At 71.5% G+C, this 16,148-nt stretch carries 14 protein-coding genes; 6 read left to right on the top strand and 8 right to left on the bottom strand.

The annotated features are described in order from the left end of the window. Nucleotides 1-136: 136 nt before the first annotated feature. From xylB to N912_RS0130375, 8 genes are all read right to left on the bottom strand, one after another. Nucleotides 137-1,558: a xylulokinase gene (xylB, locus tag N912_RS0130415; RefSeq protein WP_211261466.1), complete on the bottom strand. Its 1,422-nt coding sequence runs from the start codon at nucleotides 1,556-1,558 to the stop codon at nucleotides 137-139. Between the two features lie 14 nt (nucleotides 1,559-1,572). Then, complete coding sequence (xylA, locus tag N912_RS0130410; protein WP_028925351.1) at nucleotides 1,573-2,760, bottom strand: xylose isomerase; 1,188 nt, start codon at nucleotides 2,758-2,760, stop codon at nucleotides 1,573-1,575. Next, the gene (locus N912_RS55715) at nucleotides 2,760-4,037 is read right to left on the bottom strand and encodes an ROK family transcriptional regulator (RefSeq protein WP_051581026.1); all 1,278 of its coding nucleotides are present in this window, start codon (nucleotides 4,035-4,037) and stop codon (nucleotides 2,760-2,762) included. The genes xylA and N912_RS55715 overlap by 1 nt, the downstream gene beginning before the upstream one ends. After that, on the bottom strand, nucleotides 4,034-5,425 hold the full coding sequence (locus tag N912_RS0130400) for a glycoside hydrolase family 5 protein (RefSeq protein WP_211261449.1): 1,392 nt from the start codon (nucleotides 5,423-5,425) through the stop codon (nucleotides 4,034-4,036). Before N912_RS0130400 ends, N912_RS55715 begins: the two co-directional genes overlap by 4 nt. A 25-nt stretch (nucleotides 5,426-5,450) precedes the next feature. Continuing rightward, nucleotides 5,451-6,350, bottom strand: a complete 900-nt coding sequence (locus tag N912_RS55710; RefSeq protein ID WP_084211355.1) for a carbohydrate ABC transporter permease — start codon at nucleotides 6,348-6,350, stop codon at nucleotides 5,451-5,453. Then, the gene (locus N912_RS0130390; RefSeq protein WP_084211354.1) at nucleotides 6,350-7,195 is read right to left on the bottom strand and encodes a carbohydrate ABC transporter permease; all 846 of its coding nucleotides are present in this window, start codon (nucleotides 7,193-7,195) and stop codon (nucleotides 6,350-6,352) included. Before N912_RS0130390 ends, N912_RS55710 begins: the two co-directional genes overlap by 1 nt. Before the next feature lie 68 nt (nucleotides 7,196-7,263). Further along, nucleotides 7,264-8,577, bottom strand: a complete 1,314-nt coding sequence (locus tag N912_RS0130385) for an extracellular solute-binding protein (RefSeq protein WP_028925348.1) — start codon at nucleotides 8,575-8,577, stop codon at nucleotides 7,264-7,266. A 215-nt stretch (nucleotides 8,578-8,792) separates the two neighbouring features. Next, nucleotides 8,793-9,998: an acyl-CoA dehydrogenase family protein gene (locus tag N912_RS0130375; protein WP_028925347.1), complete on the bottom strand. Its 1,206-nt coding sequence runs from the start codon at nucleotides 9,996-9,998 to the stop codon at nucleotides 8,793-8,795. 59 nt (nucleotides 9,999-10,057) lie between these two features. On the opposite strand from N912_RS0130375, the gene N912_RS0130370 reads away from it, so the two are divergent. The 6 genes from N912_RS0130370 (at nucleotide 10,058) to N912_RS0130345 (ending at nucleotide 16,132) form a co-directional block, all read left to right on the top strand. Further along, complete coding sequence (locus N912_RS0130370) at nucleotides 10,058-10,462, top strand: TOBE domain-containing protein (protein ID WP_028925346.1); 405 nt, start codon at nucleotides 10,058-10,060, stop codon at nucleotides 10,460-10,462. A gap of 38 nt (nucleotides 10,463-10,500) precedes the next feature. Further along, entirely contained in the window at nucleotides 10,501-11,223 is a 723-nt protein-coding gene (gene modA, locus N912_RS0130365) for a molybdate ABC transporter substrate-binding protein (RefSeq protein WP_051581096.1), read from the top strand. A gap of 51 nt (nucleotides 11,224-11,274) precedes the next feature. Continuing rightward, on the top strand, nucleotides 11,275-12,048 hold the full coding sequence (locus tag N912_RS0130360; RefSeq protein ID WP_028925344.1) for an ABC transporter permease: 774 nt from the start codon (nucleotides 11,275-11,277) through the stop codon (nucleotides 12,046-12,048). Beyond that, nucleotides 12,045-13,166: a sulfate/molybdate ABC transporter ATP-binding protein gene (locus tag N912_RS0130355; protein ID WP_028925343.1), complete on the top strand. Its 1,122-nt coding sequence runs from the start codon at nucleotides 12,045-12,047 to the stop codon at nucleotides 13,164-13,166. The genes N912_RS0130360 and N912_RS0130355 overlap by 4 nt, the downstream gene beginning before the upstream one ends. 280 nt (nucleotides 13,167-13,446) lie before the next feature. After that, nucleotides 13,447-14,646 (top strand): S8 family peptidase, encoded by a 1,200-nt coding sequence (locus N912_RS0130350; protein WP_037067469.1) that lies wholly within the window; start codon nucleotides 13,447-13,449, stop codon nucleotides 14,644-14,646. A gap of 187 nt (nucleotides 14,647-14,833) precedes the next feature. Further along, nucleotides 14,834-16,132, top strand: coding sequence for an MFS transporter (locus N912_RS0130345; RefSeq protein ID WP_028925341.1), 1,299 nt, complete (start codon nucleotides 14,834-14,836; stop codon nucleotides 16,130-16,132). Nucleotides 16,133-16,148: the final 16 nt, after the last annotated feature.

The raw sequence follows: 16,148 nt of genomic DNA, 5'->3' as shown, positions 1-16,148 counted from the left end.
CCACGAGCCTAACCGCGAGTGAGTCTCCTTACCGGATCAACAACGTCACCCCTGACCTGCGAGAACGTTCATAACAGCAGGTGCGGAACGAATCAGGCGACAATCCCGCGAACGCGGAGTCGGGACGGGTACGGCCCTAGTTGTCGGCCCGGCGAGCGACGAGCTCCCGCACCTGCGCGTAGCGCTCGCGGACGGCGGGCACCGGCCGCGCGTTATGCACCTCGGCGGCACCCAACCGCCAGGCCGGTGGCGCGTCCCCGCCGCCGAGCGTCCAGGCGGCCTGTCGGGCCGCGCCGTCGGCGACGTACTCGCCCGGCGGCGGCACGTGCACCGGGACGCCGAGCACGGTGGGCGCGATCCGCCGCACCGCCTCCGACCGGGCACCGCCGCCCACCAGCAGCACCCGCTCCACCCGCGCGCCGTGCGCGACCAGCGCCTCGAGCCCGTCCGCGAGCCCGCAGAGCAGGCCTTCGACGGCGGCGCGGGCCAGGTGGGCCGGGGTGGTGGTCTCCAGCCGCAGGCCGTGGATCGCGCCGGTGGCATCGGGCCGGTTGGGGGTGCGCTCCCCCTCCAGGTAGGGCACCACCACCAGCCCGTCGCTGCCCGCGGGCGCGGAGAGCGCGAGCCGGGACAGGGCCTCGTGGTCGACGCCGAGCATCCGGGCGGCGGAGTCCAGCACCCGGGCGGCGTTGAGGGTGCACACCAGCGGCAGGAACCGGCCGGTGGCGTCGGCGAACCCGGCCACCGTCCCGGTGGGATCGGCGGTGGGATTGCCCGCGACGGCGGACACCACCCCGGACGTGCCGATGGACAGCACGACGTCCCCCGGCCCGGCGCCCAGCCCGAGCGCGGCGGCGGCGTTGTCGCCGGTGCCCGGGGCGAGCACGGCGGCGGCGTGCCGACCGGCCTGCTCGGCCGGGCCCAGCACCCGGGGAAGCACGGCGTCGTGGCCCAGCGCCCGTTCCAGCAGGTCACGCCGGTACTCGCCGGTCGCCGCCGAGTAGTAACCGGTTCCGCTGGCGTCCCCTCGGTCGGTGGTCAGCGAGTCGAGGCCGGTGCCGCCGAGCCGCCAGGTCAACCAGTCGTGCGGCAGGCAGACCGCCCGGGTGCGCGCGGCGTTGTCCGGCTCGTGCTCGGCCAGCCAGCGCAGCTTCGTCACGGTGAACGACGCGACCGGGACCAGGCCGACCGCGTCCGCCCACGCCCGCCGGCCGGCGTCGAGGCCGCCCAACTCGGCGATGAGGTCGGTGGCGGCCCGGGCGGAGCGGGTGTCGTTCCACAGCAGCGCGGGCCGCACCACCTCGCCGCGCTCGTCGAGGCACACCATGCCGTGCTGCTGGCCGGCCACCGAGATCGCGGCCACGTCGTCCAGCCCGCCGGCCTGCCGGGCGGCCTCGGCCAGCGCCGTCCACCACGCCTCGGGATGGACCTCGGTCCCGTCCGGATGGGACGCGCGCCCCTCGCGCGCCAGCCGGCCGGTCTCCGCGTCCCGGATGACGATCTTGCACGACTGGGTGGACGAGTCGACCCCCGCCACCAGCGCTGTTTTATCCACCACCGCCCCCGCCACCACTAGCGCGCACCCAACGCGTGCTCGACGGCGAGCTGGTCGAGGTGGGCGTAGCCGTAACCCCGGGTGGCGGCGGCCTCGACGTCGAACTCCTCGAACGCGCCCCGGTCGGCGAGCAGCTCCCGGTGGCTCTCGCCGGGGGCGAGGGTGGGCATCGCCAGCTCGCCCACCCGGCTGGCGGCCAGGGCCTCGGCCACCTCCGGGTCCGCCCGGAAGGCCCGCGCCCGCTGCCTGAGCAACAGGTAGGTCCGCATGTTCGCGGCCGCCGAGGCCCACACCCCCGCGCTGTCCTCGGTGCGCATCGGCTTGTAGTCGAAGTGCCGGGGACCCTGGTAGCCGGGGCCGCCGCTGGGCGGGCCGTGCTCCAGCAGGTCGACCAGGAAGAAGGCGCCGAGCAGGTCACCGTGCCCGAACACCAGGTCCTGGTCGAACTTGGGCCCGTGCTGCCCGTTCAGGTCGATGTGGAACAGCTTGCCCTGCCACAGCGCCTGCGCCACGCCGTGCACGTAGTTGAGGTTGCTCATCTGCTCGTGGCCCACCTCGGGGTTCACCCCGACCATCTCGGCGTGTTCCAGGGTGGAGATGAACGCCAGCGCGTGCCCGATGGTGGGCAGCAGGATGTCGCCCCTCGGCTCGTTGGGCTTGGGCTCCAGCGCGAACCGCAGCCCGAGGCCCCGATCCAGGACGTACTGGGCGAGCAGGTCCAGCGCCTCCCGGTAGCGGTCCAGCGCGGCGGCCACGTCCTTGCCCGCGTCCACCTCCGAGCCTTCCCGGCCGCCCCAGAACACGTAGGTGGACGCGCCCAGCTCGGCGGCGAGGTCCAGGTTGCGCAGTGTCTTGCGCAGCGCGAAGCGCCGGATGTCCCGATCGTTGCTGGTGAACGCCCCGTCCTTGAACACCGGATGGGTGAACAGGTTGGTTGTCACCATCGGCACCACCAGCCCGGTCTCGTCCAGCGCGGCCCGGAACCGCTTGATGTGGCCGTCCCGGACGGGATCGGCACTGCCGAACGGGATCAGGTCGTCGTCGTGGAAGGACACGCCGTAGGCGCCCAGCTCGGCCAGCCGGTGCACGGACTCCACCGGATCGCGCGCAGGCCGGGTGGCATCGCCGAAGGGGTCACGGGCCTGCCAGCCCACCGTCCAGAGCCCGAAGCTGAACCGGTCCTCCCGGGTGGGTGTGGTGCTCATCAGGAAACCTCCTTGCTCCCGCGTGGCATGAGGTACGGATCGGCCAGGATGTCGCGCAGCGCGGACGAGGCCGCTCCGCGCACCGCCGCCTCCGGGCCGAGCTCGGAGACCTCGACCCGGGGCGCCTGCCACCGGGTGGCCAGGGAGCATCGGCGCAGCCCGTCCCGGAACGGCTCGAGGATCCACGGCGCCAGCGGCGCGAAGATGCCGCCCAGCACGATCGTGGCGGGGTTGAGCAGGTTGACCAGGGTGCCGCAGGCCGCGCCGAGCACGTCACCGGCCTCGGCCAGCGCCGCGAGGGTCCGGCCGTCCCCGGCGCGGGCCCGCGCGACCAGCGCGGCGGCGCCGCCGTCCTTCGGGTCGCCGATGCTGGTGGCCAGCTCGGCGTCGATGCCGGCGGTCGCGAGCAGCGCCTCCTGGCCCACCAGCCGTTCCAGGCAGCCCAGCGAGCCGCACGGACAGCGCGGCCCGTCGCGGTCCACCTGGATGTGCCCGAACTCGCCGGCCAGGCCGCCGGAGCCTCGCAGCAGCGCGCCGCCCATCACGATCCCGAGCCCCACCCCGATCTCGCCGGAGATGTGGCAGAAGTCCCCCCAGGCCCGCCCCCGGCCTTCCCACAGCTCGCCGAGCGCGCCGAGGTTGGCCTCGTTCTCGATGCGCACCCTCGGCTGGTGCTCGATGCGTGCCTTCGGCGCCGGCCGCCGCATCCGCTCGGCCAGGATGGCGGCCAGCGGCATCCGCCGCCAGCCCAGGTTCGGGGCGGTGAGCAGCGTGCCCTCGCCGAGCTCGACCAGTCCGGGCACCGCGACGGTGACCCCGCCCGGCAGCATGCCCTGCTGCTCGGCCTTGCCGATGGCCTGGCGGCCCAGGCGCGCCACGGCGTTGATCACCTCGTCCGGCGGGGACAGCCGGTTGTCGGTGCGTACCACGCGGCGGTGCCGCACCCGGCCGAGCAGGTCGAGCACGCACACCGCGAGGTAGTCGACGTTGATCTCCAGGCCGATGCCGGCCACGCTGTCGCCGTTCAGCGACAGCATCAGGCCGGGGCGTCCGATCCGGCCGGCGGTGTCCTGCCCGCCCTCCACCAGCAGCCCGGCCTCGATCAGCTCGCTGACCAGGCTGGACACCGTCGCCTTGGTCAGCCCGGTGGCCTCGGCGAGGTTGGCTCGTGAGCTCGCCTCGGCCGCGACCACCTCCCGCAGCACCAGGCTCAGGTTGTGCCGGCGGGTGTCTCGCGGCCCGGCCGGCCCGGTGACCCGGCGTGACTTGTCGATCAACTGCTCTCCCTCAGGATCCCGGCCAACCGCTCGCGCCGGGCGCAGTGCTCGAAACGGAACGAGTCGGCCAGCCGCTCCGCCTCGGCCGGGCCGACGCCCGCGAAGCAGCGCTCGAAGTCGGCGACCAGCGGCTCGGCCAGCAGGATGTGACGGACCAGCACGTTAACCCACGAACGCTGGCCGAACGGGAACGGCGCGAAGTCGGGGAACTCCTCGGCGAAGGTGCGCTCGATGGGGTCGAGGATGTGCCGGACGCCGGTGTCCAGCGACCCCCACGCGTCGACGCCGAGGCGGGCCTTCTTGTCCAGCACCGGCTTGATCAGCCGCAGGTACGACGAGTCCGCCGTGGCGTGCACCAGGCCCTGTAGACCGATGTCCTTGTAGGTCCAGAGGCTCCAGCTCGCCCGGTGCTCGCGGTAGATCTCGAGCTGGTCCTCCAGGAGCCGGTAGCGCCGCTCGTCCCGCGCCGGGTCGCCGGTGTACACCGGGCCGAACTCGCCGACCCAGATCGGCGTGCCGGTGCGCCGCATGTACTCGGTGCGCTCCAGGAAGGTCCGCTCGACGACGCCGCGGTCGACGTACACGCCCCGGCTCACCCCCGGGTAGTCGCCCCCGTCGACGAAGCCCGGCAGCGCGTAGTCGTGCACGGTGAACACCGTGTTCGGCCACGGCTCGGACGGGTCGCCGAACATGTCGAACTGCGTGCTGTACCGGTTGCCGTCCAGGAACAGCACGTGCCGCCGGTCCACCGCGCGGATCGCCTCGTGCAGGCGTCGGTAGAACGGTCCGATCGCCGTCCCGCCCGCGTCCCCCGGCTCGTTGAGCGGGTTGTACCCGGCCACCCAGGGGTTGTCCCGGTAGCGGTCGGCGATCGCCTCCCACAGGTGGACCACCCGGTCCTGGAAGTGCCGGTGCGTCCAGAAGAACGCCCAGTGGGTCGGGTTGTCGCTGTGCCAGTGCTGGTTCTGGCAGCCGGGCGCGGCGTGCAGGTCCAGGATTGTGTAAAGCCCGTGTCGTGCGCACGCGTCCACCGCCCGGTCCAGCAGCCGGAAGCCGTCGTCCTTCAGCTCGAACGGCCGGTCGTCGTCCTCGAAATGCCGGTAGTTGAACGGCAGCCGGACGCAGTTCAGGCCCAACGAGGCGAGGTACTCGGCGTCCGCGTCGGCGAAGAACGCCTCGAAGAAGCGGGCGAAGAACCGCTCGTACCCCTGTTCGCCGAGCGCCCTGCGCAGCGCGTTGCGCTGCAACGACTCGGTTGCCGGGTAGCCGGTGACGAAGTTCTCCATGTTCATCCAGCCACCGAGGCCGACGCCGCGCAGCAGCACGGGCTCGCCGTTCGCGGTGGCCAGCCGAGGCCCGTCGACCTGGATCAGCACGTTGTCGTCCACACCCACTCCTGTTTTCTCCGCCGCCTCATCGCCCGAAGCCCGCCGTGAGGCCGCTCACCAAATACCGGCGCCCCACCACGTACAAGGTCAGGATCGGCAGCGTGGCCAGCACGACCGCGGCGAGGATCGCCGGGGTGTTGACCCTGAACTCGCCTTGGAAGGCCCACAAACTCAATGGGAGAACACGTTGCGCGGGGCTCTGGGTGAGGATCAGCGGGAAGAGGAAACCGTTCCATACCTGGAGTGCGTCGTAGACCATGACGGTGACGACGGCGGGCCGGGCCAGGGGCAACACCAGGCTCCAGAGCATGCGCCAGTCTCCGGCACCGTCCACTCGCATCGCGTCGAACAGCTCGACGGGCACATCGCGGAGGAAGTTCACCAGGATGAGGACGGTGAGTGGAATCGCGAACGCCACCGACGGCAGCACAATGGCGGTGAGCGAGTCATAGAGCCGCATCCTGGTGATGAGGTAGTAGATCGGGATGATGGTCGCCTGTTGCGGTATCGCCAGGCCCAGCAGGAAGAACTGGAACGTCAGCCGCACCGGGCGGCCGGTTCCTCGAACAATGGCGTATGCCGCGAGAACCGACACCGCGAGGGTCAGGCCGACCGCCGCGACGGTGACGATCGCGCTGTTCACCAGGTAGCGAACGAACCCCCCTTCCCACACCAGCCGATAGTTGTGCAGCGTCGGCTCCGTCGGCGGGGCCAGCGGATTGGCGTCGAAGAAGCCGGCCAGGTTACGCAGGCTCGTGACCACCACCCAGTACAGCGGGACGACGACGATCAGGAGCCATATCGCGCCGGCCAGCGCGCCGAGCGGGTTGCCGCGCCGCGAGCGCCGAGGTGATGGGCCCGTGACACCCGTCCCGACCTGGGCCTCGGTCGCCGGCGAGGCAGGGGCGGTCGACGCGGTCGGCATCACATGCCCTCCTGCTGGCTGCGCATGCGCCCGAAGCCCGAATATCGCACCACGCCGAGCGCGAGGAGCAGGCCGGCCAGCACGAGAACCATTGCGGTGGCGCTCGCCTTGCCCATGTCGCCGGTGGTGAAGCCGGTGATGTACATGTCCAGCGGCAGTATTCGGGTGGCGAAGCCGGGCCCGCCGCCGGTCATGACGAAGACGAGGTCGAAATAGGTGAGCGAACCAACCAGAATGAGCGTCGACGACGTCACGATCGTGTACCGCAACTGCGGCAGCGTGATGTGCCAGAACTGGTTGAGCCGTCCCGCCCCATCGATCTCGGCGGCCTCGTACAGCGCGGCGGGGATCTGCCGGGTACCGGCCTGGTACAGCAATGTGTGGAAGGGCACGAACTGCCATGCGATCACCAGGACGACGGCGTACAGGGCGGTGTCCTGGTCGCCGAGCCAGTCGCCGGAGATCCAGCCGAGGCCCGGGGCGCTGCCGAGGCCGAAGTTCGGGTCGAGCAGGTCCTTCCAGGTAATCGCGATCGCGGCGGTGGACAGCAGCAGGGGCACGAAGTAGAGCACCGCGAACACCGCGCGATAGCGCTGGCGGCCCGCGATGAAGACCCCGAGCAACAGGCTCAACGGCGTCTGGACCAGCCAGCTCAGGATCGTGACCTTGACACTGAGCCAGACCGCGCCGCGCACCACGGGATCCGCCGCGATCTCCCGCCAGTTCACCAGGCCCGCCAGGGTCGGAGCGCCCAGACCGTCCCACTCCGTGAGGCTCAGCACCCCGACGATCAGCAGCGGAGCCGCCGCGAACAGCACGAAGAAGGCCAGCGCCGGCACCACCATGACAAAGCTCGGCCCGCCGCGAGCACGCGTGCGGCCGGAAACCGCCCGGGGCCGGGTCGGGCCGGCTGTCACCTGGCCGCCTCCCCGTTCATGTTCTCGGAGAACTGTTGCGGCGTGATCTGCTTGAGGAAGAGCCGGTCCATGTTCGTGAGCAGCGCATCGGCGTGCTTCGTCGACAGCGCCTGGTCCCAGGACAGCTGGAAGTTCGGCGCACGCTGGGTCAGGTCGTACACGAAGTGCAGCCACTCGGGGTTCTCGTGGCGGTCCAGCTTGGCGGCTATTCCGTTCAGCGGCGGCACCCCGCCCCGGTCGAGCAGGCCGTCCACATAGGTGTCGGAGAAGACCCCGTTCTTGAGGTAGTCGATCGCGGTGTCCTTGTGCTTGCTGTTGGCCGCGACCGAGTAGAACACGGCAGGGTTCCCGACGACGTTGGTCGGGTCCCCCTTCCCCCCGGCGACGGTCGGGAACGGCACCCAGCCGAGGCTGCCGTTCCGGATGAACTCCGGCGCCGACTCCCGCATGGACCCGAAATCCCAACTGCCCATGAGGTACATCGCCGCCTTGTCGGTGTACAACAGGGCCGAGGCCTGCCCGGTGTCGTACGAGATGGCGGAGAATCCGTCAGGGAACGCGCCCGCGTCCACCAGTTGCTGGATCATGGTGTTGGCCTGGATGAACGCCGGGTGCATCCAGGCGTTCGGCTTGCCGGCGGCGACGGCGTTGAACACCTCGGGACCACCGAGGCGATCCACGAGGTACTGCTCGTACATCAGGTAGGTCCACTTGTTCGCGCCGCCGAGCGCAATCGGCGTTTTGCCCCTGCTCTTGAACGTGCCCACCAATGAGAGCAGTTCGTCCCAGGTCTTCGGTGGCTGTACACCCGCCTCGTCGAACACCCGCTTGTTGTAGTAGAGCAGCACCGGCTCCATGCTGTTGAGCGGCACCCCGTATGTCTTCCCTTCGAACGTCGTCGCGTTCATGACATTCGGGAAGTACTTCGCTTTCCAGGCCGGATCCTGGCCGAGCTCGTCGGTGAGGTCCTCCACGTTGCCGGTGTTGACGTAGTCCTTGAGCACCCCGCCGCCCCAGTTCGAGAAGAGATCGGCCGCACTCCCGGCGCCCATCGCCACCCGCAGCTTCTGCTTGTACGGGTCGTTCTGGAACTGCTGCAGGTCGAGCTGATGATCCGGGTGCGCCGCGCCGTAGTCCGCGACCGAGCGCTGGTACACCGCGTCGAAGCCACCGTGCACGAGCCACACGACCGTCTTGTCGCCACCGACCGCGCCCGCGCCCGCCGGCCCGCTGGTGCCACACCCCGCGATACCGGCCAGAAGTGCCGCGGCACCGGCCGCGACGATTCGCCGAAGTCTGTTGGTGCTCACAGGCCTTCCTCCCTGCCGGCGGACCTACCGGGCCGCCGCGGCCACGTTGCCGCTCTGGTTCCTCAGCGAGCGGAAGGGGAACTGGAGTTCAACGCCGAGGACCGACCAGCCCGGCTGGCCGACCCATCAACTTTGTTCGTATAGATTCCGATCTAACTAAGGCCGTGTCAAGCCGCACGTGCCCTGTCAAGTTCGTGCTTGAGTCGAGTCTCCGGTCAGGCGTGACGGTTGAGCTCTTCGCGGGCCACCGAGCGCAGGTGCACCTCGTCGGGGCCGTCGGCCATCCGCAGCGCGCGGGCCCAGGCGTAGAAGTAGGCCAGCGGGAAGTCGTCGCTCATGCCGCCGGCGCCGTGCACCTGGATCGCCCGGTCCATGATGGCGCACGCGATCCGGGGCACCACGACCTTGATGCCGGCGATCTCGGTACGGGCGCCCTTGGTGCCGACGTTGTCGATCAGCCACGCGGTCTTGAGCACCAGCAGCCGGGCCTGCTCGATCTCCAGGCGGCTGTTCGCGATCTGCTCGCGCACCACGCCCTGCTCGGCCAGCGCCCGCCCGAACGCCACCCGCGACTTCGCCCGCTTCGCCATCGCCTCGACCGCGCGCTCGGCCATCCCGATCAGCCGCATGCAGTGGTGGATGCGCCCGGGGCCGAGCCTGGCCTGCGCGATGGCGAACCCGCCGCCCTCCTCGCCGAGCAGGTTGGACACCGGCACCCGCACGTCGTGGAACTCGATCTCGGAGTGGCCGTGCTGGTCCTGGTAGCCGAACACCGGCAGGTGCCGCTTGATCTCCAGGCCCGGTGTGTCCCTGGGCACCAGCACCATGGACTGTTGGCGGTGCTTCGGTCCGTCCGGGTCGGTCTTGCCCATCACGATGAACACCGCGCAGCGCGGGTCGGCGGTGCCGGAGATCCACCACTTCTTGCCGCTGATCACGTACTCGTCCCCGTCGCGGCGGATCGAGGTCTGCACGTTGGTGGCGTCCGAGGAGGCCACGTCCGGCTCGGTCATGGCGAACGCGGAGCGGATCTCGCCGGCCAGCAGCGGGTCCAGCCATTGCTGTTTCTGCTCAGGGGTGGCGAACAGGTGCAGCGTCTCCATGTTCCCGGTGTCCGGGGCCTGGCAGTTGATCGCCTCGGGGGCGATCACGGGCGACCAGCCGGACACCTCGGCGATCGGCGCGTAGTCCAGGTTGGACAGCCCGGACACGGACGGCAGGAACAGGTTCCACAGGCCGCGCTCGCGGGCCTCGGCCTTCAGATCCTCCAGGACCGGCGGGGTGTCCCACTCGTGCGGGGTGCCCCGGCGTTCGGCGCGCCAGGCGTCGTACACCGGCTCGGCGGGCAGCACCGCCTCGTCCAGGAACGTACGCATCCGGGTGGTGAGCTCGACGGCGGTGTCGCTGGGCTGGAAGTCCACCGGGGCAGCATAAGCACCGCGCTGGCTGGTTCCGCACTATCGGATGTAATGTCGCGTTCGTGCCGCAGTTCCGGATTGCCGAGGCCGCCCGCCTGCTCGGCGTGAGCGATGACACCGTCCGCCGCTGGGTGGAGGCGGGCACCCTGCCGGTGCAGACCGACGCGTCGAACCGCAAGGTGATCGACGGCGCCCGGCTGGCCGAGTTCGCCCGCGCCCAGGCGCACGCGGCGCCCGACCCGTCGACGGTGGCCCGCTCCGCGCGCAACCGGTTCGTCGGCCTGGTCACCGAGATCGTCTCGGACCGGGTCATGTCGCAGGTGGAGCTGCAGTGCGGGCCGCACCGGGTGGTGTCGCTGATGAGCACCGAGGCGGTCAAGGACCTCGGGCTGCAGCCGGGCTCGCTGGCCGTGGCCGTGATCAAGTCGACGCACGTGGTGGTGGAGACGCCGGGAGGAAACCAGTGAGCCTCCGGGCGGTGGTCGGTGGGCTCCTGGTCGCGGTGATGGCGGCCGGCTGCGGCGGCGGGGGGTCGTCGCAGCCGGCGGGCGGGTCGAAGACGCTCACGGTGTCCGCGGCCGCCTCGCTGACCGACGTGTTCGGCAGGCTGGGCAAGGCGTTCGAACAGCAGAACCCCGGCACGAGCGTGCGGTTCAACTACGGCGGCTCGTCCGACCTGGCGCAGCAGATCGTCAACGGCGCGCCGGTCGACGTGTTCGCCGCCGCCAACACCTCCACCATGGACACCGTGACCAAGGCGGGGCAGGCGGCCGGCCAGCCGTCCGTGTTCGTGACCAACAAGCTGCAGATCGCGGTCCCGCCGGGCAACCCGAAGGGCGTGCACTCGTTCGCGGACCTGACCAAGCCCGACCTCAAGGTCGTGGTGTGCGCCGCGCAGGTGCCGTGCGGCTCGGCGACCAAGAGCGTGGAGAAGGCCACCGGGCTTACGCCGAAGCCGGTCAGCGAGGAGGCCGACGTCCGCTCGGTGCTCAGCAAGGTCAGCACCGGGGACGCCGACGCCGGGCTGGTGTATGTCACGGACGTGCGCTCCACCGGTGGGAAGGTCACCGGGGTGGACTTCCCGGAGGCCGCGCAGGCGATCAACAAGTACCCGATCGCGGCGCTCAAGAACGCGGCGCAGCCGGACCTCGCGGCGAAGTTCGTGGCGCTGGTGCGCGGGCCGGAGGGCCAGCGGGCGCTACAGGACGCCGGCTTCGGCAGTCCGTAACAGCTCGTGAGCCAAGAGCGGGCGACCGACCGGCATTCGGTCGGGGTGGCGTTGCCGGCCACGCTGTGGGTGCCCGCGATCCTTGGGTTCGGGCTGATCGTAGTGCCGGTGCTCGGCATGATCCTGCGCGCCGACCTGGTCCGGCTGCCGCAACTGGTGACGAGTCCGGCCGCGCTGGACGCGCTGTGGCTGTCGTTGAAGACCTCGGCGCTGGCGACCGTGCTCTGCGCGGTGTTGGGCGGTCCGCTGGCGGCGGTGCTGGCCCGCTCGCGCTCGCCGGTGGTGCGGCTGGCCCGGCCGGTGGTGCTGTTGCCGCTGGTGTTGCCGCCGGTGGTGGGCGGGCTGGCGCTGCTGTACACGCTGGGGCGCACCGGGCCGGTCGGGCGGCTGCTGGACCTCGGGTTCGGCATCACCGTGCCGTTCACCACGGCCGCCGTCGTACTGGCGCAGACGTTCGTGTCGATGCCGTTCCTGGTGGTCAGCCTGGAGGGGGCGCTGCGGACCGCCGGCGAGCGGTACGAGGCGGTGGCGGCCACCCTGGGTGCGGCGCCGGGCACCGTGTTTCGTCGGGTCAGCGTGCCGCTGGTGCTGCCGGGGCTGGGGTCCGGCTTGGTGCTGGCGTTCGCGCGGGCGCTCGGTGAGTTCGGGGCGACCGTGGCGTTCGCGGGCAGCCTGCAGGGGACGACGCGGACGCTGCCGCTGCTGGTCTACCAGGAGCGGGAGGTGGACGCGGACGGCGCGATCGCGCTGTCGCTGGTGCTGGTGGTGGTCGCGGTGCTGGTGATCGCGGTGGCCAGGCCGCGCGCGGCCGAGGGGCTGCGGTGACTTTCCTGGACGTACGGGCGACGGTGCGCCGGCGGGAGTTCACCCTGGACGTGGCGCTGTCCGTGGCCCGGGGCGAGGTGCTTGCGGTGCTCGGGCCGAACGGCGCCGGCAAGTCCACGCTGCTCGGCGTGCTCGCCGGGTTGCTGCGCCCGGATGACGGAGTGGTGCGCCTCGGCTCGCGGACGCTCACGGACACGGGCGCCGGCGTGCACGTGCCGGCGCACCGCCGAGGCGTCGGGCTGCTCGCCCAGCAGGCGCTGCTGTTCCCGCACCTGAGCGCGCTGGCCAACGTGGCGTTCGGGCCGCGCTGCGGGGGTGCGAGCCGCGCCGAGGCGTCGGAGGTGGCGCGGGGGTGGCTTGCGGACGTGGACGCCGAGGAGTTGGCCGGTCGGCGCCCGTCGCGGTTGTCCGGCGGGCAGGCGCAGCGGGTGGCGCTGGCCCGTGCGTTGGCCGGGAGCCCGGAGCTGTTGTTGTTGGACGAGCCGCTGGCCGCGCTGGACGTGGACTCCGCGCCGGTGCTGCGCGCGCTGCTGCGCCGAGTGGTGCGCGGCGCCGGGACGACGGCGGTGCTGGTCACGCACGACATGCTGGACGCGCTGGTGCTGGCCGACCGGGTGGCCGTGCTGTCCGGCGGGGTGGTGGTGGAGCAGGGGGCGACGCGGGAGGTGTTGACCCGTCCGCGTAGTTCGTTCGCGGCCAGGATCGCGGGGTTGAACCTGGTTCCGGGGGTGGGTGTGGACGGTGGGTTGCGGACGGCGGACGGGTTGGTGGTGTCCGGGCGGGCGCCGGACGGGGCGGCGTCGGGGGCGCATGCGGGGGAGCCGGCGGTTGCGGTGTTCCCGCCGAGCGCGGTGTCGGTGTTCCGGGAGCGGCCGGACGGGAGCCCGCGCAACGTGATCCGGGTGCGGCTGGCCGGGTTGGAGCCGCGCGGGGAGTTGGTGCGGTTGCGGGCGGGCGCGGTCGACGGTGGGCCGGAGTGGGTGGACGGGTTGGCCGCCGACGTGACCCCGGCCGCCGTGGCTGATCTGGGTGCGGGTGCAGCGCTCGCGCCGGGTGCCTTGCTGTGGTTCGCGGTCAAGGCGACCGAGGTGCTGGTCCATCCCGCCGGGGGTTCGTGACGTCGGGGTCGGCGGTTGCGGTGGCCGCCCGGTTCGTGGACAGACCGGCCGGTTGGTGGAGAGACCGACCGACGGTCGGTCTAGACCCGCAGGCGGACCGGACGAGCTCCCACGTTTCCAGACGAACGGGACATGACCGCGCCATCACCGGGCCACAAACGCGGCCAAGTCCCGTTGATCTCCGCACACACCGGGGGCCTCGAGCCGGCCGTGACACGCCGCGCCAGATTCCCGCAAACGGCCACGAACACGACCTTGATCAACGTAATATCGCTGTTCGATGGGGGACTCCGTGGTCAACTTCCGGTGCGGGCGCGCGCTGCCCGTCCTCACCGGGTTGCTGCTCGCGGCCCTGGCCCTCCCACCCCCCGCGAGCGCCGCCGCCGAACCGCCACCCACGCTAGGGCGCTACGTGGTGCGGATCGCCGCCGAGCAGTCCGTGGACGGCGTGGCCGCCGAGACCGGAACCGCCCCCACCGCCCGGTTCAGCCGCGCCGTGACCGGGTTCGTCGCCGCCATGACCGCCGCGCAGGTCGACCGGCTGCGGGCGCGCAAGGGCGTGCTGTCCATCGAGCCGGACGGCGCCGGCCCGGCGATCGACGACGCCCGGCCGCTAACGCCGTCCGCCCCGCTCGCCGACGGCCAGCAGCTCGACCCGCCGAACTGGGGCCTGGACCGGATCGACCAGCGCCAACTGCCGCTGGACCGCTCCTACGCCACCACCGGCACCGGCGCGGGCGTGAACATCTACGTGCTGGACAGCGGGATCGACACCCGCCACCCGGACTTCGGTGGCCGGGCCGTGTACGACAAGAACATCGCGGGCGGCCCGAACGGTGACTGCGGGCAGCATGGCACGGTGGTCGCCGGGATCGCGGGCTCCGGCACCTACGGCGTCGCCAAGCAGGCCACCCTGCACGCGGTCAAGGTGCTGGACTGCGACGGGGCCGGCAAGCTCTCCGACCTGGTCGCAGGCGTGGACTGGGTGGCCGAGCACGCCCAGCGCCCGGCGGTGGCCGTGCTGTCCTGGCGCTACGCCCAGGCGCCCTCGGAGACGCTCACCGCCGCGGTCCAGCGCCTGGTGGAGTCGGGCGTCTTCGTCGCCGCGTCGGCGGGCAACACCGGCAGCGACTCCTGCGAGCTGGCGCCCAGGCACGCGCCGGGCGTGCTGGTGGTGGCCAACTCCACGATCGACGACCAGCGCGCCAGCACGTCCAGCACCGGCACCTGCGTGTCGCTCTACGCCCCCGGCAGCGGGATCGTCTCCACCGTGCCGGGCGGTGGCACCGAGTCGTACACCGGCACCTCCATGTCGGCGCCCTTCGCCGCCGGCCTGGCCGCGCTCTACAAGCAGCGCTTCGGCGACGCCCCCTCGGCGACCATCAAGGACTGGCTGGTCCAGCAGGCCACCCCCGGAGTGATCCGCGACGGCGACGCGAACGGCACCGCCAACCGCCTCCTCTACACCGCCGGCCTCTAACCGGACCGCGCACAAGAAGATGTGCTCAAACGCGCGACTCAGTGTGCCCGCACGCCCGACTCGCGGAAGGGCGTCACCGGTTATCGGGGATTGTGGCCGGATATAGCGCAAACCTTGCTCGAGGGGGCATGATGCTGGGTGCCGCTCGTCGAGGAGGACGGCGGCCGGGCCTCATCCGGGAGTACAGATGACCTCAGACGCCGCCGTCTCCGCGACCGCCGCCTCCGACCCCCGCCAACTGCGCCGGGTGGGGCTGGCCAGCGCGGTGGGCACGACCATCGAGTGGTACGACTACTTCATCTACGCCACGGCGGCCGCGCTGATCTTCGGCTCGCAGTTCTTCTCGCCGCTGTCCGACGCGTCCGGCACGCTGGCCGCGTTCGCCACGCTCGGGGTGGGGTTCCTGGCGCGGCCGTTGGGCGGCGTGCTGTGGGGGCATTACGGTGACCGGCTCGGGCGCAAGGGCATGCTGGTGGCGTCGTTGCTGGTCATGGGGCTGGCGACGGTCGGCGTCGGGGTGCTGCCGACGTACGGGCAGATCGGGGTGTGGGCGCCGGTGCTGCTGGTGGTGTGCCGGCTGCTGCAGGGGTTGTCCGCCGGCGGCGAGTGGGGCGGCGCCGCGCTGATGGCCGTCGAGCACGCGCCGGACGGCAAGCGCGGGCGGTACGGGTCGTTCTCGCAGGTCGGCGTGCCGGCCGGGCTGATCCTGGCGCAGCTGATGTTCTTCGTGATCAACAACGCGATGAGCCCGGCGGCGTTCAACGCCTGGGGCTGGCGGCTGCCGTTCCTGTTCAGCATCGTGCTGGTCGGGCTGGGGCTGTTCATCCGGCTGCGGGTGGAGGAGAGCCCGGTGTTCCGCGCGCTGCGCGACGAGCAGGCGCGCAGCCGGCTGCCGTTGATCGAGGTGTGCCGGCAGCGGCCGAAGGAGCTGGTGCTCGCGTCGGTGAGCTTCATCGCGAACACCGCGATCGGCTACGTGTTCCTGGCCTACCTGCTCAGCTACGGCACCTCGGTGCTCAAGGTCAGCCGGAACCTGATGCTGGTGGTGGTGATCGTGGGCAGCGTGAGCTGGGCGACGTTCATCGTGGCCAGCGCGATCTGGTCGGACCGCATCGGGCGCAAGCCGGTGTACCTGGTCGGCTCGATCGTGCTGGTGGCGTGGCCGATCCCGTTCTTCCTGCTGATCGACACCCGGTCCGCGGCGTGGATGATCATCGCGGTGATCGTGCTGACGCTCGGGCTCGGCGCGTCCTACGGGCCGCAGTCCGCGCTGTTCGCCGGCATGTTCGAGCCGCGCTTCCGGTACAGCGGGGCGTCCATCGCCTACGCGGTCGGTGCGGTGGTCGGCGGCGGGTTCGCCCCGCTCATCGCCACCTGGCTGCAGACGAACACGGGCACCTCGCTGTCCGTCTCGGCGTACATGATCGTGGTCGGCGTGATCAGCCTGGCCGCCGTCCTGGCCATCCGTGAGCCCGTCCGGACGTAACGGCATCTGGCGCGAA

The sequence above is a fragment of the Actinospineispora acaciae DSM 45401 genome (genome assembly GCF_000620785.1).
In the GTDB taxonomy this organism is placed as follows: Bacteria; Actinomycetota; Actinomycetes; order Mycobacteriales; family Pseudonocardiaceae; genus Pseudonocardia; species Pseudonocardia acaciae.
Note: the sequence above shows the minus strand (reverse complement) of the source record. Positions and strands in the feature narration are given on the sequence as shown.

Bases quoted from the DNA above. Each gene is read 5' to 3' on its own strand.
- xylA (WP_028925351.1), bottom strand. From the start codon at position 2,760: ATGAGCACCACACCCACCCGGGAGGACCGGTTCAGCTTCGGGCTCTGG.
- N912_RS55710 (WP_084211355.1), bottom strand. From the start codon at position 6,350: ATGCCGACCGCGTCGACCGCCCCTGCCTCGCCGGCGACCGAGGCCCAG.
- N912_RS0130390 (WP_084211354.1), bottom strand. From the start codon at position 7,195: ATGGTGGTGCCGGCGCTGGCCTTCTTCGTGCTGTTCGCGGCGGCTCCG.
- modA (WP_051581096.1), top strand. From the start codon at position 10,501: ATGGCGGCCGGCTGCGGCGGCGGGGGGTCGTCGCAGCCGGCGGGCGGG.
- N912_RS0130350 (WP_037067469.1), top strand. From the start codon at position 13,447: ATGGGGGACTCCGTGGTCAACTTCCGGTGCGGGCGCGCGCTGCCCGTC.
- N912_RS0130345 (WP_028925341.1), top strand. From the start codon at position 14,834: ATGACCTCAGACGCCGCCGTCTCCGCGACCGCCGCCTCCGACCCCCGC.